The sequence below is a fragment of the Psychrobacter sp. SCQQ22 genome (assembly GCF_015864605.1).
GTDB lineage: Bacteria > Pseudomonadota > Gammaproteobacteria > Pseudomonadales > Moraxellaceae > Psychrobacter > Psychrobacter fozii.
Genome location: NZ_JADYWZ010000002.1, coordinates 448,703 through 465,592, shown reverse-complemented (window position 1 = coordinate 465,592; position 16,890 = coordinate 448,703). Strand labels below are relative to the sequence as shown.

Here is a 16,890-nt window from a genome sequence, read left to right as displayed (position 1 = left end):
CCACTAAAGAGAGTGCTATGTCTAACGAAGACTACTCGTCTAACAACGCCTTACCACATCAGTTGTTTCATGGGACAACATGGCACAGCCGATTACTGCCTAGTGTGAATAAATTTGTCTACCCGTATCGCTATTGGGGCGTGAATATAAGTGCATTGGCTATAGGACAAGCACTTCCTGAAGTAAGCAAAAATATTTTTGCCAAAAATGGCCTGATAAAAAAATCACTATTCAAACGACTTTTAGCAAAAGGACTACCGTTATTCTCAGCAAATAAAAAAGCCTTGCAGCAGTTTTGCCCAGATGATTATTTGCAGAAATTAGAGGGTTTAAGTGGCAATAAAGATAACGACAACAACGGTATCAATGGCAATGTTGATTTAAATCCTACTCAAGCACTCAATAATCGTCTGCGGGATGCTTTCGTTGAGTATTCAGGTAGCGCACCGACTGGCGATATGCTCGGTTTGCTAGTGTGTCGTAATGCAGGCTTGTACTTCAGCCCAGTCAATTTTTATTTAGGTTTCGATGAGCAGCAGATCCCAACGCATCTGTTAGCTGAAGTTTCTAATACGCCATGGGACAAACGTCATTGTTATGGGTTTTTACTCGACGGTGAAGACACGGAATTTTGTCATGATAAAGATTTTCATGTCTCACCTTTTAATCCCATCGATCAGCTCTATCGCTGGCAGGTTCAGGTAAAAAAACAGCCAGATAACTGTTTGCAAGTTCGTATCGCCATTAATATCAGTGATGAGCGTGGTGAAGTGCTAAAGACGGGTATAAAGATGTCTGGCGTACCAATGACTGATATCTCTATTCGCAAAAGCTTACGACAAAACCCAGTGATGAATCTGACTTCTTTGACTCGTATCTACTGGCATGCTTTTAAACTCTATGCCGTCAAAAAAGTCCCTTATATTAATTATGATGAAAAGCTAGCAGATAGCCAACAGCAAAAATAAAACAGTTAAAAAGACAGCCATTAGCAATTCAAAGCCATTAGCTATTTGAAGTCATTAACAATCTAAAAATCTCATGAATGTTAGACCAACCAATAAAGCATTTAGACAAGGATAAATACACGATGCCAGCCAGACTGACCGATCGAGCACCTGTTTCAACATTAGAGAGATTAACTGCACAGATGAGTAAAGTGGTCAATGAGAGCGCTGTCTTAAAACCCGTCAGTGGCGGGGTCAATAAAGTGGCAAGGAAGTTGATATTTCGCGCGTTGCAGCATATACAGTTTGGTAGCCTTACTCTCATCGAATCGTTCGGTAATGAGGCACCTAAGACCAGCTGTTTTGGCAGTGAGTCTACTACGGTAGCCAGTAGTTCGGCAGTGGGTCGTCACTCCTTACATGTCTCCTTGACCATTCATGATCCAGCTGTCTATCGTCAACTACTACTTGGCGGCTCTATTGCGCTAGCAGATAGCTATATCAACGGCGAGTGGGATACGGATGATTTGACGGGTTTGATTCGGTTGGCAGCTCGTAACTTGGCTGTATTGAATAAACTAGAGAATCGCTTTGCAGGTGTCAGTAAAGCCTTTGAAAAAGCCAAGCATCAACTGCGTAGCAATGATAAGTCTGGCTCCAAGTCAAATATTCTAGCTCATTATGATTTGGGCAATGACATGTATCAGCGTTTTTTAGATGACACAATGATGTACTCGTCAGCGGTATACCGTACGCCCGATGTGTCTCTTAGCGATGCCCAACAGCATAAACTGGCGCTCATTTGTCAGCGACTACAGCTTAGTGCTGACGATCACGTGATTGAAATTGGTACCGGTTGGGGTGGGTTTGCTATTTATGCTGCCAAACACTATGGCTGTAAAGTCACCACGACAACCATCTCTGATGCGCAGTATGGCGAGGCACAGCGCCGAGTCGAAGTAGCTGGGCTGTCTGATAAAGTGACGTTACTCAAGCAAGATTATCGCGAGCTGACAGGGCAGTACGACAAGTTAGTCAGTATCGAGATGATTGAAGCAGTCGGGCACGAATACCTGCCGACGTTCTTTGCTAAATGTAATAGTTTGCTCAAGCCAACAGGATTGATGGTGCTGCAGGCAATCACCTTTAACGATCAAAACTACCAAGACTATGTTAATTCGGTCGATTTTATCCAGACGCACATTTTCCCAGGTGGTTGTCTGCTATCTAACCAAGAGCTGACTACCCAATTTACTGAGCAGACCGATATGGTCGTCAAACAATTGCATGATTATGGTTTTGATTATGCGCATACGCTCAGAGATTGGCGCTTAGCATTTATGTCGCAGCGTGAAGAGATAGTTGCGCTTGGTTATGATGAAGCGTTTATCCGACTGTGGGAGTTTTACTTTTGCTATTGCGAAGGTGGGTTTTTGGAGCGCACGATCGGCGTGGTGCAGTTGACAGCAGTGAAGCCAAACAACATCGATATAATGCATTTCTCTGATTTGCCAGCTGCCGTCTTAAATCATAAAACAGTTTTAAACGATGATACAGTCTTTAATGATGAAGATATGTCAGACACTGCGACTATGTAGATGTTTTGATGTGGATATGGTTTCGTTTTAGCGCTCGTAAGGTCTCATAACGCATTAACCGTTTGAGACCCATGTATTAAAAGGTTGTACATTGAGATATTTTATATTGTTTGAGTAGCGCGTCTATCAAGGAACCCTGAATAGCGTGTCACCGCTAACGCCTCATCGACATTATAATTTTCTACGTTTTTATTCATTTTATAAGAGGTAATATCATGGGTTACGTTTTTATTTATCTCGCCGCTGTGGTTATCTTTTTGGGTGTTGATGCTGTTTGGCTGACGACCATGAAAGGGGCTTTTTATGAGTCGCGTATCGGACATCTATTGGCTGATGAGCCAAACATGATGGCTGCTGGCGTGTTCTATATGTTTTATATATTGGCGCTTTGTATCTTAGTGCTGTATCCGCAAATCAAAGCAGGCGCATCTGTCGGTCATATTTTCTTGCTTGGTGGTTTGATTGGACTGATGGCTTATGGTACTTATGATTTTACCAATTTAGCATTATATAAAGGATTTACCTTAGATACTGCGTTAGTAGACTTTGCTTGGGGTGGGATTTTGACGGGTACGGTAAGCGCTGTTGTTGCATGGTTGGCTTATCGCTTTCATTGGCTCAGCTAAATATTATTAAGTCATTAAATCTGTCATACTGGCATGCAAATATATACACATAAAAATTTCTAAAAATAAGGATCATCATGCCACAATCTAACACCAGCACATCCGCTCAAAAAGCTCCCTTAAACAGTGAGCTATACATGTCGATACTCATGACGCCCGACATGGCGAATTTCATTGGCAATGTGCATGGTGGTGATTTGTTAAAGATGCTTGATCAGGTGGCTTATGCCTGTGCCAGTCGCTATAGCGGTAACTATGTAGTGACACTGTCTGTCGACCAAGTGATGTTTCGAGAGCCTATCTATGTGGGTGAACTGGTGACCTTTGCTGCCAGTGTTAACTATGTGGGAAATACGTCGATGGAGATTGGCATTCGTGTTGAAGCGGAAGATGTGCGTGCTCGTACCGTTCGTCATACCAATAGTTGTTACTTTACGATGGTCGCTATCGATGATAAGGGTAAGCCAACAGCAGTGCCACCACTTGAGATTAAAAATAATCTGCAACAGTGCCGTGCTGATGCTGCGTTAGATCGTAAAAACTTGCGTATGCAAAGCTCGCATCGTCCAAGCTGTGAGTTAAAAGAGATGGTCGGAGAGTTGGATGGTGAGCATGAGCGTTAAAATAATGGGAATATAGGTAGTGAGTTAATTTACTCTTCCTAAGTTCCTAAGTTCCTAAGTTCCTAAGTATGTATCCCAGTTATCTTGAGATGGTCACTTTGAGTCGACTATCTCGTTGAGTATCTAAATATCTATGTTTAACACGTCTGTATCGAGGCTACTATGAGTCTGAAGCCGCCAGAAACCAAATTGCAAGCCACGCCTATCGCTCAACCAACCACACGAATTGCGCGTGGTGCTGGTATGGATAGTGTAGATCCTAATCATGCTGCTAATGTTGCTACCGATGAAAGTGAGCCACACTCTGGCTCATTGACGACGGTATTGATTGCCGTCGGGGCTAACCTCGTTATCGCTATTGCAAAAACCGTTGCAGCAGTTATGACAGGTTCTGCTTCTATGATAGCGGAGTCCGCGCATTCTTGGGCAGATGCTGGCAACGGTACCTTGCTCATTGTCGCAGAAAAGAAGGCAGTTAAACCTGCGGATAGCAGTCACCCATTGGGTTACGGCAAGGAGTCGTATGTCTGGTCGATGATTGCCGCCTTTGGTGTGTTTATGGCAGGCTCTATCGTCTCCATTTATACGGGTATCACCGAATGGAATGCAGCGGAGAGTGAGACCAACTATACCATCGGTTTTATTATATTAGCAGTCGCGTTTGTGCTCGAAGGGTTTTCGTTAGGGCAGGCTTATTTACAAAGTAAAAAACATGGTGAAGCAATTAATGTCAGTGCCATCGGTTATGTGATCAATACATCTAACCCAACGTTACGTGGTGTGTTCTTCGAAGACTTGGCCGCTGTCATTGGCTTGGCGGTTGCTGCTGCTTCGATGGGCATGCATGCTTATACTGGACAGCCATTTTGGGATGCATTAGGCTCTATTATCGTTGGCATATTGTTGGGCGCTGTAGCCATATTTTTGATTAGCCGTAACCGTGACTTTTTGGTTGGTTACAAAGTATCAGAGCAGATACATGGCTATGCGTTAAGTGAGTTACTGAGTCATGCAGATATTGATAGTGTCTCGTACTTACATCTAGAGTGGGTAGGACCCAAAAAAATATTTATGGTGGCGGCAGTAGACATCGCCGGTAATCAAAAAGAGAGAGAAATCGCTCATAAGTTTGAAGCTATCGAAAACCAATTTCGCAAAGATCCGTTGTTTCAAGAAGTTATCTTGACACTATCCGTACCAGATGCAGATGTTTTGGCTTTACCGGATATAGTTACTCCATTTTAAAACTGTTACTGCGTTAACCTCGCTTGAAGTATTCAATATACATCTGTACTCGGCTGCCTTATACTATCTTTTAATTTAATCGACTATAGTCCACTAAAAAGTAGCTAACAAACCATAGGGTGATAATTATATGAGAACTTTATTTAAGAGAACTTTATTTAAGAGCGCTATACTGAAGAACACCGTATTTGCTGTATCTTTAAGCATAAGTGCTGTCAGTTTGATGGCGGTGCCAACGCTATCTGTACAAGCGGCAGTACCGACGGATGCCTCTCTATTAAAACTCATCAAGGTCACTAAGGTCGTTGAGATGATGAATGACATGTCTAGTGACAGTGGCATCACAGATCAAGTGACACAGTCGATGTTATCTTCGCTGCCGGTTGATAATTTGAGTACAGATCAGCGTCAACGTCTAGAAGGTATTATCAGTAAATATAGTAAAGAGATGACAGACAATAGCGACAGGGACAGCGTGAATCAGCAAGTTATCAAGGTTTATATGGAGACAGCGAAACAGCACTTTGACCAAGCAGAGGTTGATGCACAGATAGCATTTTATAGCAGTAAAGCAGGTCAAAGTATCATTGATAAACAGCCTGATATGATGAAAGATTATATGGCAAAAGTAATGCCCATCGTTATGGAGTCTACGATGGAAAAGGTGCAAGATATTATGCCAAGAATGGCTGCAGATATTAAAGCCCTTAAAATTGAAGAGTAATATAGAGCGTTATTAGCCTAGAATCATTCATTCCAAAAATCGTTTATATAAAAGTCTGTGAGCATAAAAAAGGTCGCCAATTACGGCGACCTTTTTTATGTCTTAAACTTACGTCTCAAACGCTCAGTAAGTTATCTGCTTGTTACTTGCTAGGGTTACTTATTAAAGTTACTTACTAGGGGCATTCGCACCGATGAACCATGCATCTTTGTCAATGATACGACTGGCTTCTGTAAACAAATCAGCAGTATCTTCGTCACCTGCATCGCCAGCAGTAGCGATTGCTTTACGCAATGTTTCGGCTACTTTCTTGTAGCGGCTAGTCAACTCGCGGACATGTTGATCGACTTCAGTAATATCTGTTGGGTAGTCGTCTAAGATAGATTCTTTTACCACACGACTGGCCAAACCGTTTGGTTGACCGCCCAAAATGACAATACGTTCAGCGATAGTATCTGACACTTCAAGGATACGGTCCGATGTATCATCTAATAACTGATGCACACCGATAAAGCCAGTACCTTGTAGATTCCAATGACACTGCTTACCATCTAGCGTTAAATCGATGACGTTGGCTAAATTTGCATTTAACAGCTCTACCATGTTTTTGGCTGTTTCGTCTGATATTCCACTTGCGTAACGTTCTCTCATATCTTACTCCATTATGTATTTTGTTTTATTGAATTGAATATTTAGCTTATTGTTATTTGATAGGTTATATCGGTACTGCTTGTTGATTCGTTATAAATAATAGCAGCTTAAATCGTTATTGGAACCCTCAAGCGTTAGGCTTTGTTGAGTGGTCGTGTAAGGAGTTTGTTAACCATGAAAAGCTTTGTAAATATAGCCAAAATCATGTGAGTTTTTTATAACTGTCTTAGACTTTTTGCCAAAACAGGCGTATACAATATCGGTCTTATGCACCTGTATATAAGCTAGGACTGGTATCCACTAGCATCGTATTCAGCCCATGATTGTCCTTTAAAAACCGACACTCAGACCCCATATTGTTATAAACCTTACCTCATTATAAGAATTAGGAAGAAAGCCATTATGCGTATGCCTGAACCGCGCTCATCGCGTCAGTTAAATCAATTGGCCACTCAGCTCCAAGGCGAGGCTGAAATTAGTGGTGTCAATGCGTCAGGGACGCAAATATCGAGCCGTGCCTTTGAGATGGTCACAGATTTTGAGCCGGCAGGGGATCAGCCACAAGCGATCAAGAAGCTAGTCAACGGTATTAACTCGGGTATGGATGAGCAGTTGCTATTGGGTGTGACGGGTTCGGGTAAGACGTATACCATGGCGAAGGTAATTTCTGAAACCCAGCGACCAACCATTATCATGGCGCATAATAAAACGCTTGCGGCTCAGCTGTATGGCGAGTTTAAGTCATTCTTCCCTAACAATGCGGTTGAGTACTTCGTTAGTTATTATGATTATTACCAGCCTGAAGCTTACGTTGCAGCAAGTGACACCTTTATCGAAAAAGACAGCGCCATCAACGATCATATCGATCAGATGCGTCTCTCAGCCACGCGTGCCTTACTAGAGCGTCGTGATGCGATTATCGTGGCGTCAGTATCTTGTATCTATGGTTTGGGTGATCCTGAAAGCTATCTAAAAATGCTACTGCATGTGGTCGTGGGCGATAACATAGATCGTACGGCGACGATTAAGCGCCTCGTTGAGATGCAATATATGCGCAACGAGTTAGATTTTGGCCGTGGTACGTATCGCTTGCGTGGTGAGCTGCTAGATATCTATCCGGCTGAGTCTGAGCAGTTGGCCGTACGTGTGCATTTATTTGATAATGAAGTAGAGAAAATTACTTGGTTCGATCCATTAACGGGCAAGACCGTGCGTAGCGTGCCACGCATTACCATTTATCCAAAGTCGCATTATGTGACGCCGCGTAATAAGCTGGAAGCGGCTAGCCATACTATACGCGCGGAGCTAGAGCCACGATTGGAGTACTTCCGCGAGAATAATAAGCTGATAGAAGCACAGCGCCTCAAAGAGCGTACTCAATATGATCTTGAAATGATACAGCAGCTCGGCTACTGTAACGGCATCGAAAACTACTCGCAGCATCTGTCTGGTCGTCCGTCAGGGGAAGCGCCGCCGACGTTGTTTGATTATATTCCAGAAGACGCACTGTTGTTCCTTGATGAGTCACACGTGACCGTCTCACAAATTGGCGCCATGTATAAAGGCGATAGATCACGTAAAGAAAACCTCGTCAATTATGGCTTTCGTCTGCCAAGCGCGATGAACAATCGGCCAATGAAGTTTGAAGAGTGGGAGCGTATCAAGCCCAAGACGATTTATGTCAGTGCCACGCCAGCCTTGTATGAGTTAGAGCACAGCGAGCAAATCGTCGAGCAGGTGGTGCGTCCTACTGGACTGATTGATCCTGAGATTGAGATACGTTCGGTGCTGACACAGGTCGATGATGTGCTATCAGAGATTACCAAACGCCGCGAAAAAGATGAGCGCGTCTTGATTACGACGTTGACCAAGCGCATGTCAGAGGATTTAACCAGTTATCTAAAAGAGTACGATGTTAAAGTCGCTTATCTGCATTCAGATATCGATACTGTTGAGCGTATGCAAATCATTCACGAGCTGCGTACTGGCGTGCATGACGTACTGGTCGGTATTAACCTGCTGCGTGAAGGTCTTGATATGCCAGAGGTCTCGCTAGTGGCGATATTCGATGCTGATAAAGAAGGTTTTTTGCGTTCTGAGCGTGCTTTGATTCAGACCATTGGACGAGCTGCGCGTCATATCAATGGTAAAGCCATTCTGTATGCCGATCGCATCACTAATAGTATGCAAAAGGCGATAGATGAGACCGACCGTCGCCGTGAAAAACAAGTGGCGTTTAACCTTGAGCATAACATCACGCCAAAGGGAGCGCGCCGTAGTATCACCGATAAAATAGACACGGGTGACGATCAGAATGCCAATGACAATCAGGTGATTCCAATCAAGAGCAATCTGCCTGATGTTGATATCAGTATTTTGCGCAGTCCTGATTTGCTTGCCAAAGAAATCAACCGCCTTGAAAAGCTCATGAAACAGATGTCGCGTGATTTGAAGTTTGAGGATGCGGCAAAAACGCGTGATAAAGTATTAGAGTTAAAAGCACATTTAATCTAAGGTGTGATTTGGCATTTACTCAATAATATAAATGATGAGTTGCATATCCTGTGGCTCATTTTTTTATGCAGCATTTGATATCAGAATCCTTGTAATAATAATCGATGCCACTTACCATATCAGCACTTATGAAAGTGAGTCTCTCCATCCATAAATCATATCATTTCAAATAATGAGAGCAGTGACTAACAGTCGTAAGAACTTTCAGTCGCAAGCATTTTGTCTAATAGACTTTGCGAGTCTAATACTGACACTGCGAATTCAATATTTGGTATGAGTACTAACTAGGCGTATTTATATTGTGCTTACCAATAATTTAATAGAATTAAACTCTAACGAAAACTCACTAGGTATGGCAAACTCTGCCAAACAAGCCGTTATCGACTCCTTAAATGTCGGGTTTCGTTATCCGGACGAACAACGTGCTGCCCTTATCAGCCGAATTGCTGATATAAACGGCGTTACGGAAAACCAAATCTCTCTAGGCTGCGGCTCTAGCGAAAACATCCGTACGGTTGTACAGATGCTGAAAAACAAAGCCTTGAGAGAAGGCAAAAACTTCCAAGTGGTCGTACCGCATCCAACCTTTGCCTATGCTGAGTTATATGCGACCTCTATCGATGTACCTGTATTAAAAGTACCGTTAACACATGAAAGCTATGCCTTTGACTTGCAAAATATGCAAAAAGTGGCTGATGACTTTGACGGAATAAGCTTGTTTTATCTGTGCAATCCCAATAACCCGACAGCGACGATTACTGATACAAATAAGCTGAAAGAATGGGTAGGGAGCGCACCAGACAATCATTATTTCTTACTAGATGAAGCTTATTCAGAGTACGTGACAGACTCAAGCTTTGAGAGCGGTGTTACTTGGATAAGGGAGCCGCATTCAGACAATATCGTTGTCGTGCGGACCTTTTCGAAACTGTGTGCGCTCGCGGGCATGCGTATCGGCTATGCGGTTGCTAGCCCGCAAATGACTGCTAAGCTAGAAGCGTTCATATCAATTGATAATACCAATTTATCAGGTGCTGTTGCCGCGATGGCGACCTTAGATGATGACGAATTTTTGGCATTGAGTTTACGTACTGCCAACCAGTCCCGCCAGATGGTCGAGCAGACGTTAGATGAGCTTGGTCTGCGTTACTTGCCATCGCAGGCTAGCTTTATATTCCATGAGATAAAAGGCGATGTACAGACCTATATCGATAGAATGCGCGAGCATGGCATTGCCGTCGGTCGTGAGTTTGCGCCTATTACTGGTTTCAATCGTTTGACGCTTGGCAGACCTGATGAGATGGCAGTATTTGTAGAAGTGCTTAAGTCATTTCGTGAGAAGGGTTGGGTGTGATTTTCATTGGGTTAAGCGGTTAGTTTGCATCTGGTTTTTACCAACCTTAAACGCAGTTTTACACATTACCCCTTAACAAACATCCGTCCTTCTAATAGGATAAGCAAACACAGTGTATAGCTGTTTTTGACTTATCAAGATCAAAAAATATCGAATAACAAGGACATAATTATAATGGACGTTAAAGCATTATTTAAAAAGGGCATAGAAAAACAGTTACTAGATGTGGATGACTATATATTTAAGCCTGAGCTAATAGAGATGACGGTTGAGGAAGGGGAGCTGACCTGCGTGCTAAATAGCGATGGTAGTGTCAATATTTTTTATACTAAGGCAGGAATCACTGACGTCAGAGCCGCTGCTCGAAAGCATCCTTTTACTTCTTTTGCGACTGAGCTACATCATGGAATTTATGATGATGTCATCGATGATGTGGTAGGTAACGTAAATGATATTATAGACAGTCATTCTAAGTATTTCCGTCGCAGCAAAGTCTTGCCTCTTACACCTGCATTAGGAGGCAGTGATGCCGTTATTACAGAGGCTGATAAGTATTAGGTTTAACTGATTATGCTATATACTGATCATGACTCTTGTTCAAGAAATAATGTGTTCTATAGCTGGTGAGAGTCAAGATTGATTAGCGGTCGTGTTGGGTTAATATAGATATTTTGGATGATTATTCTTTTATTTTTTCCATTTCACCGAGTCGACCTTTATACATTTCAAAAATAACGTTTGGATTCCAGTCATCCATCTCAGTTTTGCCATGTCCAAGCGACATCATGGTCACCAGTTTTCCATTATTTATATAAAACTCGCAATGCCAGACTTGCTGAGTAAAGTGGTTTTTTGGCATATATCTTTCTGTTTCTGCGGCATAAACCAAACTACCGTTTCTTTCAAAATAGGCTTCTTGATAATAAGTATCTTCGCTATGAGACTCTATTTTGATGATTCGATTGTTGTTATCTAAGTTACAGATTCGCCAAAACTCTTTTTTCTTACCAAAGTCAGTGACGACATCTACCTCTATACTGCATTTTGATATATTTCTCTTAAATTCTGCATTGGTATCTGTTCGTAGTTTTTCTTTTGTATTATCTTGACTGTGTGTATGACCATTGACAGTTCCAAACAATGTCATAGCTAATGCTAATAATATGTGTTTCATAGTGGTTCGCAACATTAGTATATAAAAAAGGGCTAGGTTATCGATGATAACCTAGCCCTTTTCTTATCAATAAGCCATTAATAAATAACTTATTTAACCAAACTGGTATAGCAGCTTTGTAGTGATTTAGCGACCACGTTAGCGACCAATTCAGTGCGATAGCTTGAGTCTATGGCTGCATTACCCAATTCAATCATGGTTACTTGTTGAGGGGCTTGCTCACTGACGCAGCCACAGACGTTGGTTTTAACAGTTTCTTGCTGAGCATCAGTCATCGCAACACTAGCAACGCGCCATGCATTTTGTTTTTCGATTTCGCTGCGGCATTGCGTATCAATGGCTGATGTAAATATATTCATACCAATACTACTTGCAGTCGTCATGGCTGTGCTAGCAGTAGTGCCTGTAGTCGTGCCAGTACCTGTTGATGTACAGCCAGCTAGAGCAAGAGTGGCAAGCATAGCGGTCGAAGCTAGGAGTTTTTTCACAGAATTTTCCTTTGAGGTTTTATGATTTTTCAAGATTAATGTTTGATAGGAATTAGGGCGTGTTGACTATTCAGCGATATCACTGATAGTGTCTATCTGCGAATGTTCAACACGACTTAATGTTTGCTAGTCGGAATTAGTATTCTCTTTAGCAAGTCGTATATTATCAGCAAAATACGTTAATAACACTATCAATGCTTACTTAAGGAAAATCAAGCCACTTTTTATGTTAATCCAGCCACGCATAAGGATGGTAATAAGCGTAGACTTTGTAACCAATATATCCAGTAATTATTAGTAAACTACCGACGACAAATTTGATTTTGGAATATAGTAAAAAATACTGATCTAAATAGATTTTAACTAGAGGTGAAATCTCATATGAATCGTAAGTTACTTATCTTATGTGTCTTAATGGCTTTGATACCTAGCCTGTTTTTTATAAGAAGCATATATGTAATGTCTGATCATCATATACAGCAATGTCATTGGAAAAGCTCTGGATCAAAAGTCATGGGAGATGCATTTAGTTTTGATAACTATATTCGGCTTGAAGGTAATGTAATTTACTTAGGTAAGCAACCAACAGCACAAATAATGCTTAGAAAGTATCGTCCATATGCTGATAACATCATTATAGTTAGCGATATAGATTATTCTGAGTTGGAGATATATTATGAAAAAGGCTGTTATTAAATAGCGAAATCAAACGCATATATGCGCTGCTAAGTTGACATAAAAAAACCAGAAAAGACAAATGGTCTAAGCTGGTTTTTGATACTACTTAATGATTAATTTTATACATTTTTGCCATGCTGCTTTTGCTGAATCTCTTTCGCTAGCTTGTAGCATTCATTGATATGGTCATTAGCAATTTTTTTGAAAATCATATAACCCATGGTTGCTGCAACCATTTGACCACCCAATGGAATAAATTTTGTCACTTGTTTGGCAGCGATACGACCACCGAAGCCTTGTACTGTCTTTTTCACGATACCACGTGTCGCCATTAGTCCTGCAAAGTCAACGGTACGGTCTTTTAAAGCGCCCCAATGAACGGCTCGTGAATCTAAATCAACAGCTGACTGACGATCTTCAATTAAACCAAAGCGTTCACTGATATCAGGTAATAGCTGGGTAAGCATGCCAGCATCCACAGCGACATCAAAGAAAGGCACAGGAACGATGGCAACACCAGCAGAGTACTTAGCGCGTTTTTTGACTAGCTTTTGACATTCTTTTTTTGTTTGTTCGAGGTCTAAGCTAGGATCTATTGTGTTTGGTAGTTTTTCAGCGTTTGGTGTGGTTTTCATAAAGGTTCCTTATAAGTAATTGAAGTAAGTAATAAAAATAAAACACTCTAAAATATCGAATTATAGTTTTAATGAATAACAAATATCTCAGTTGCTATCTATTTTATGGATTTATAAGAGGCATACAATCATTGCTTTGTAGCAAAATGCATAAAAATACAGTCACTATGCACCGTTTTTGTAAACTAACCATCTCATAAAGTATAGATATAGTCTAAGAATGGCCTGTAATATATAGCTGCCCAAATAGGATTGATGGTAATGCAATAACAAGAAAAATGATAAACCGTTCCGCTAGAAATGACCATTGTGACCTTTTGCTAAAGCCAGTAGAATACACCCATGCTAAATTTAACCCCCCGTTATACCAGCACTCGCATCGACGAGTTGCCCACCGCGCTGCAGCCACTTGCTGCTCAATCATTAACGCTTGCCCGCTTATATGCTGGTCGAGGTATCACTGATCCCGATGAGCTTGAAACAGGACTATCAGGTCTACTGCCTGCAGAGATGCTACATGGCGTTACTGAGGCAGTGCGCTTGTTAGATATTGCCATTGATGATGGTCAACGTATCCTGATTGTGGGTGACTTCGACTGTGATGGCGCAACCAGTACCGCACTGATGATGCGCGCGCTCACAAAGATGGGCGCAGTCGTTGATTTTTTAGTGCCCGATCGCTTTAAATACGGCTATGGTCTGACGCCAGAGATTGTCGAGTTGGGTATCGAGACTTGTCGACCCGATGTGATAGTGACGGTGGATAATGGTATATCAAGTCATGAGGGTGTGGCTCGTGCACAGGCCGATGGCATCACTGTCATTATCACTGACCATCATCTGACGACTAAACAGACACCGCCTGCCGAGGCTGTGGTCAATCCAAATCAGCTCGATTGTGACTTTACTAGTAAGGCACTGGTTGGGGTGGGCGTAGCATTCTATGTGCTGGGACGCTTAGCCAAGCTGCGCCGAGAGGCTGGTAAGTCCACCGTACAAGTCAGTCAATATTTGGATTTGGTAGCGCTTGGGACGATTGCTGATGTTGGGGTACTAGATAAAAACAATCGTATCTTAGTCCATCATGGGTTGAACGCTATCCGTCAGGGGCGCTGTTGCCTAGGTATCTTAGCGTTACTTGAGCAGGCAGGCCGTGACCCTAAGCAGTTGCATGCACAGGACTTTGGCTTTGTCTTAGGACCACGTATCAACGCTGCTGGGCGTATGGATAATATGCGCATCGGTATTGAGTGCTTGTTGACGGAAGACTGGAGTACGGCACAGCGGTTGGCGCAAGAACTTGAACAGCTGAATCGTACCCGTCGTCAGGTAGAGGGTGAGATGCGGACGCAAGCAGACAACATTGTGGAAGCGTTGGCAGTGGAGACGGATAACGATATAGATAAAGCCAGTGATGTCATCACCCAAAGTAAGCCTGCAAAGAAGGCTGTTAATGGTGCTAAAAGAAGCATTGTGCTATATCAAGACGATTGGCATCAAGGCGTGATTGGTATCGTTGCGGGACGATTAAAAGAAAGTCATTATTTGCCTAGCATTGTCTTCGCGCCAGCAGACACGGCTCGGACAGGTGACGAGGACGCTATAAAAGGCTCCGCACGGTCTATCGCTGGCGTGCATGTTCGTGACGCGATTGAGCAAGTGGCTGAGCGTTACCCTGAGTTGATCACTCACTTTGGTGGTCATGCGATGGCAGCAGGTTTGACGATTAAGCGTGGCAATTTTGATGGGTTTGTGACAGCTTTTGATGAAGTCATGGCAGAGATGAATGATGACGTTTTCGCTGAGCAGAAATTCACAGATGGGGAATTGCAGGCGAGTGACTTTAGCTTATGGTTTGCTGAGCACTTAGCGGATGCCAGTATTTGGGGTCATGGCTTTGCACCACCGATATTTGATGGGATATTCGAAGTGCTAAGCTTTAAAGTTTTAAAGGATAAGCATCTGAAACTGTCGTTGCGCTATCCGGATGTGCAATATCCAATCGAAGCGATTTACTTTAACTTCGATAGCGATGTATGGGATTACCGTGCCGAGCAGGTACATTTGTTATTTCAGCTAGACATCAACGAGTGGAATGGCAAACAAAGCCTACAGCTGATGGTAAAGGACTTGGCTGTGGTAGAGCAGAGCTAAGATTATAAGGTATCAGTGCGTTTAAGTTTGAACGCACTTATAGCATTTGTCGCTTTTTGATTGGATATCAGTACTTCCATTCCAATGTTGGAAATTGCCAATCGTAGCGTATCGCCATCATGCGTAAGGTAAAAATCGTACTCATGGTGGCGATATCAGTAATCCAATCTGTCACGCCTAAATTGCGTAAGACAAAGTAAAGGATACCGCCGGTCAAGGCTGCGGTAATATAAATCTCTTGCTGTAGTACTAAGGGAATTTCATTGCAGATCATATCGCGGATGATACCGCCGACGATAATGGTAATAACCCCAAGTAACAATGCCACGGGTACATTCGTGCCCATGCTATCGGCAACCTTGATACCGATTAAGGTAAACGCTGCCAGTCCAATAGTATCTGAGAGTTTGAGAAACTTATCAACGCGTCTAGAATTGGGATGAAAAAATATCTGCATCACGAGTGACGATATCGTAATAACGGTCAAGTAGCTCATGTCTACCATCCAAAATAATGGATGACGATCTAAAATCACGTCACGAACAGTACCGCCGCCAATGGCAGTCACGATTGATACCAATAAGCAGCCAAAGACATCAAAGTTTTTGTGCTTGGCCAGTATCGTGCCCGATACACTACAAGCGATGATACCAATCATATCAAACACAAATATCAGCGAGCGTGGATCAAACGTAGTGATTAGTGCTTTAGGATCCACAGAGATGGCCAACATGATCAAGTCTCACTAGTTTCTGATGATGATAAATCGATATGATGAGTGCTAAATCTATAGCCACTTTTACTTTAAGTGGCCAAGCGACTAAGCAGCTAGGCGACTAGGCGAATAGAAGGCAAGTGCCAATCAAATTTGAGCGCCAACATACGTACTGCAAAGATGATAAACAGCATGATAAATTCATTAATACCAGAGGACACGCCGAATTGTTGCAAAATCAAATAAGCCACAGAGCCTGCAATGCTAGCCGTGATATAAATCTCACGCTGCAGCACTAAGGGTATCTCATTACAGATAATATCACGAAGCATACCGCCAATCATCGCCGTCCATACACCCATCATAATAGCAATAATAGGCGACATATCTTGTGTCAACGCGATTTTAAAACCAATCACGCTAAAGGCAGCCAGCCCAATGGCATCGAAAAGCTTCAATGCCTTATCAATCTTATGATATAGATGAAAGAATATTTGTAAGATGAGGGACGTCACGGTGATGACAATCACATAATTGAGGTCAGTCATCCAAAACAGCGGATGACGGTCTAACGCCATATCTCGTAGCGTACCACCGCCAATCGCATTGACCATCGCCACTAAGATACAGCCAGAAATATCGAAGCCTTTATGCTGAGCAAGCAAAGTACCTGCTATCGCGCAAGCAATCACGCCAACCATGTCTAATAAATATAACAAAATATCAGGAAAAACTAAACTATGAGACATAATTATATTATCAAG

The 16,890-nt window shown here is 42.4% G+C and carries 17 protein-coding genes; 11 read left to right on the top strand and 6 right to left on the bottom strand.

Annotated elements, in window-relative coordinates:
- The first annotated feature begins 17 nt into the window (after window positions 1-17).
- The 6 genes from I6E84_RS04670 to I6E84_RS04645 all read left to right on the top strand — a co-directional run bounded on the left by I6E84_RS04670 (window position 18) and on the right by I6E84_RS04645 (window position 5,763).
- On the top strand, window positions 18-968 hold the full coding sequence (locus I6E84_RS04670) for a DUF1365 domain-containing protein (protein ID WP_197216449.1): 951 nt from the start codon (window positions 18-20) through the stop codon (window positions 966-968).
- A gap of 122 nt (window positions 969-1,090) precedes the next feature.
- A complete protein-coding gene (locus I6E84_RS04665; RefSeq protein ID WP_197216448.1) occupies window positions 1,091-2,545 on the top strand; it encodes an SAM-dependent methyltransferase in 1,455 nt (484 codons plus the stop codon).
- Between the two features lie 215 nt (window positions 2,546-2,760).
- Window positions 2,761-3,171, top strand: coding sequence for a DUF2177 family protein (locus I6E84_RS04660; RefSeq protein WP_197216447.1), 411 nt, complete (start codon window positions 2,761-2,763; stop codon window positions 3,169-3,171).
- Window positions 3,172-3,248: 77 nt separating this feature from the next.
- Complete coding sequence (locus I6E84_RS04655; RefSeq protein ID WP_197216446.1) at window positions 3,249-3,794, top strand: acyl-CoA thioesterase; 546 nt, start codon at window positions 3,249-3,251, stop codon at window positions 3,792-3,794.
- Between the two features lie 162 nt (window positions 3,795-3,956).
- Window positions 3,957-5,039 (top strand): cation diffusion facilitator family transporter, encoded by a 1,083-nt coding sequence (locus I6E84_RS04650; protein WP_197216445.1) that lies wholly within the window; start codon window positions 3,957-3,959, stop codon window positions 5,037-5,039.
- 130 nt (window positions 5,040-5,169) lie between these two features.
- Window positions 5,170-5,763 carry a DUF2059 domain-containing protein gene (locus I6E84_RS04645; protein WP_197216444.1) on the top strand — a complete coding sequence of 198 codons (594 nt, stop codon included), beginning with the start codon at window positions 5,170-5,172 and terminating at the stop codon, window positions 5,761-5,763.
- Window positions 5,764-5,931: 168 nt separating this feature from the next.
- On the opposite strand, the gene dps is transcribed toward I6E84_RS04645, so the two are convergent.
- Window positions 5,932-6,414 carry a DNA starvation/stationary phase protection protein Dps gene (gene dps, locus I6E84_RS04640; RefSeq protein ID WP_110922451.1) on the bottom strand — a complete coding sequence of 161 codons (483 nt, stop codon included), beginning with the start codon at window positions 6,412-6,414 and terminating at the stop codon, window positions 5,932-5,934.
- Between the two features lie 402 nt (window positions 6,415-6,816).
- Between dps and uvrB the strand changes: the two genes are divergently transcribed.
- From uvrB to I6E84_RS04625, 3 genes are all read left to right on the top strand, one after another.
- Window positions 6,817-8,928, top strand: coding sequence for an excinuclease ABC subunit UvrB (gene uvrB / locus I6E84_RS04635; protein WP_197216443.1), 2,112 nt, complete (start codon window positions 6,817-6,819; stop codon window positions 8,926-8,928).
- Between the two features lie 301 nt (window positions 8,929-9,229).
- Window positions 9,230-10,282, top strand: a complete 1,053-nt coding sequence (locus I6E84_RS04630; RefSeq protein WP_320158623.1) for a histidinol-phosphate transaminase — start codon at window positions 9,230-9,232, stop codon at window positions 10,280-10,282.
- Between the two features lie 174 nt (window positions 10,283-10,456).
- Window positions 10,457-10,840, top strand: a complete 384-nt coding sequence (locus I6E84_RS04625) for a hypothetical protein (RefSeq protein WP_227669259.1) — start codon at window positions 10,457-10,459, stop codon at window positions 10,838-10,840.
- A gap of 121 nt (window positions 10,841-10,961) precedes the next feature.
- On the opposite strand, the gene I6E84_RS04620 is transcribed toward I6E84_RS04625, so the two are convergent.
- Complete coding sequence (locus tag I6E84_RS04620; protein ID WP_197216442.1) at window positions 10,962-11,456, bottom strand: hypothetical protein; 495 nt, start codon at window positions 11,454-11,456, stop codon at window positions 10,962-10,964.
- Between the two features lie 89 nt (window positions 11,457-11,545).
- Entirely contained in the window at window positions 11,546-11,944 is a 399-nt protein-coding gene (locus I6E84_RS04615) for a hypothetical protein (RefSeq protein WP_110922455.1), read from the bottom strand.
- Between the two features lie 381 nt (window positions 11,945-12,325).
- On the opposite strand from I6E84_RS04615, the gene I6E84_RS04610 reads away from it, so the two are divergent.
- Window positions 12,326-12,640 carry a hypothetical protein gene (locus tag I6E84_RS04610; protein ID WP_197216440.1) on the top strand — a complete coding sequence of 105 codons (315 nt, stop codon included), beginning with the start codon at window positions 12,326-12,328 and terminating at the stop codon, window positions 12,638-12,640.
- 101 nt (window positions 12,641-12,741) lie between these two features.
- On the opposite strand, the gene I6E84_RS04605 is transcribed toward I6E84_RS04610, so the two are convergent.
- Window positions 12,742-13,257 (bottom strand): hypothetical protein, encoded by a 516-nt coding sequence (locus tag I6E84_RS04605; protein ID WP_197216439.1) that lies wholly within the window; start codon window positions 13,255-13,257, stop codon window positions 12,742-12,744.
- Between the two features lie 342 nt (window positions 13,258-13,599).
- Between I6E84_RS04605 and recJ the strand changes: the two genes are divergently transcribed.
- Window positions 13,600-15,411, top strand: coding sequence for a single-stranded-DNA-specific exonuclease RecJ (gene recJ / locus I6E84_RS04600; RefSeq protein ID WP_197216438.1), 1,812 nt, complete (start codon window positions 13,600-13,602; stop codon window positions 15,409-15,411).
- A 67-nt stretch (window positions 15,412-15,478) separates the two neighbouring features.
- Here recJ and I6E84_RS04595 read toward each other — a convergent pair whose 3' ends face one another.
- Together I6E84_RS04595 and I6E84_RS04590 are read right to left on the bottom strand one after the other, a co-directional pair.
- Window positions 15,479-16,144 carry a trimeric intracellular cation channel family protein gene (locus I6E84_RS04595; protein WP_110922460.1) on the bottom strand — a complete coding sequence of 222 codons (666 nt, stop codon included), beginning with the start codon at window positions 16,142-16,144 and terminating at the stop codon, window positions 15,479-15,481.
- A gap of 95 nt (window positions 16,145-16,239) precedes the next feature.
- Window positions 16,240-16,875, bottom strand: coding sequence for a trimeric intracellular cation channel family protein (locus I6E84_RS04590; RefSeq protein ID WP_197216437.1), 636 nt, complete (start codon window positions 16,873-16,875; stop codon window positions 16,240-16,242).
- Window positions 16,876-16,890 lie beyond the last annotated feature (15 nt).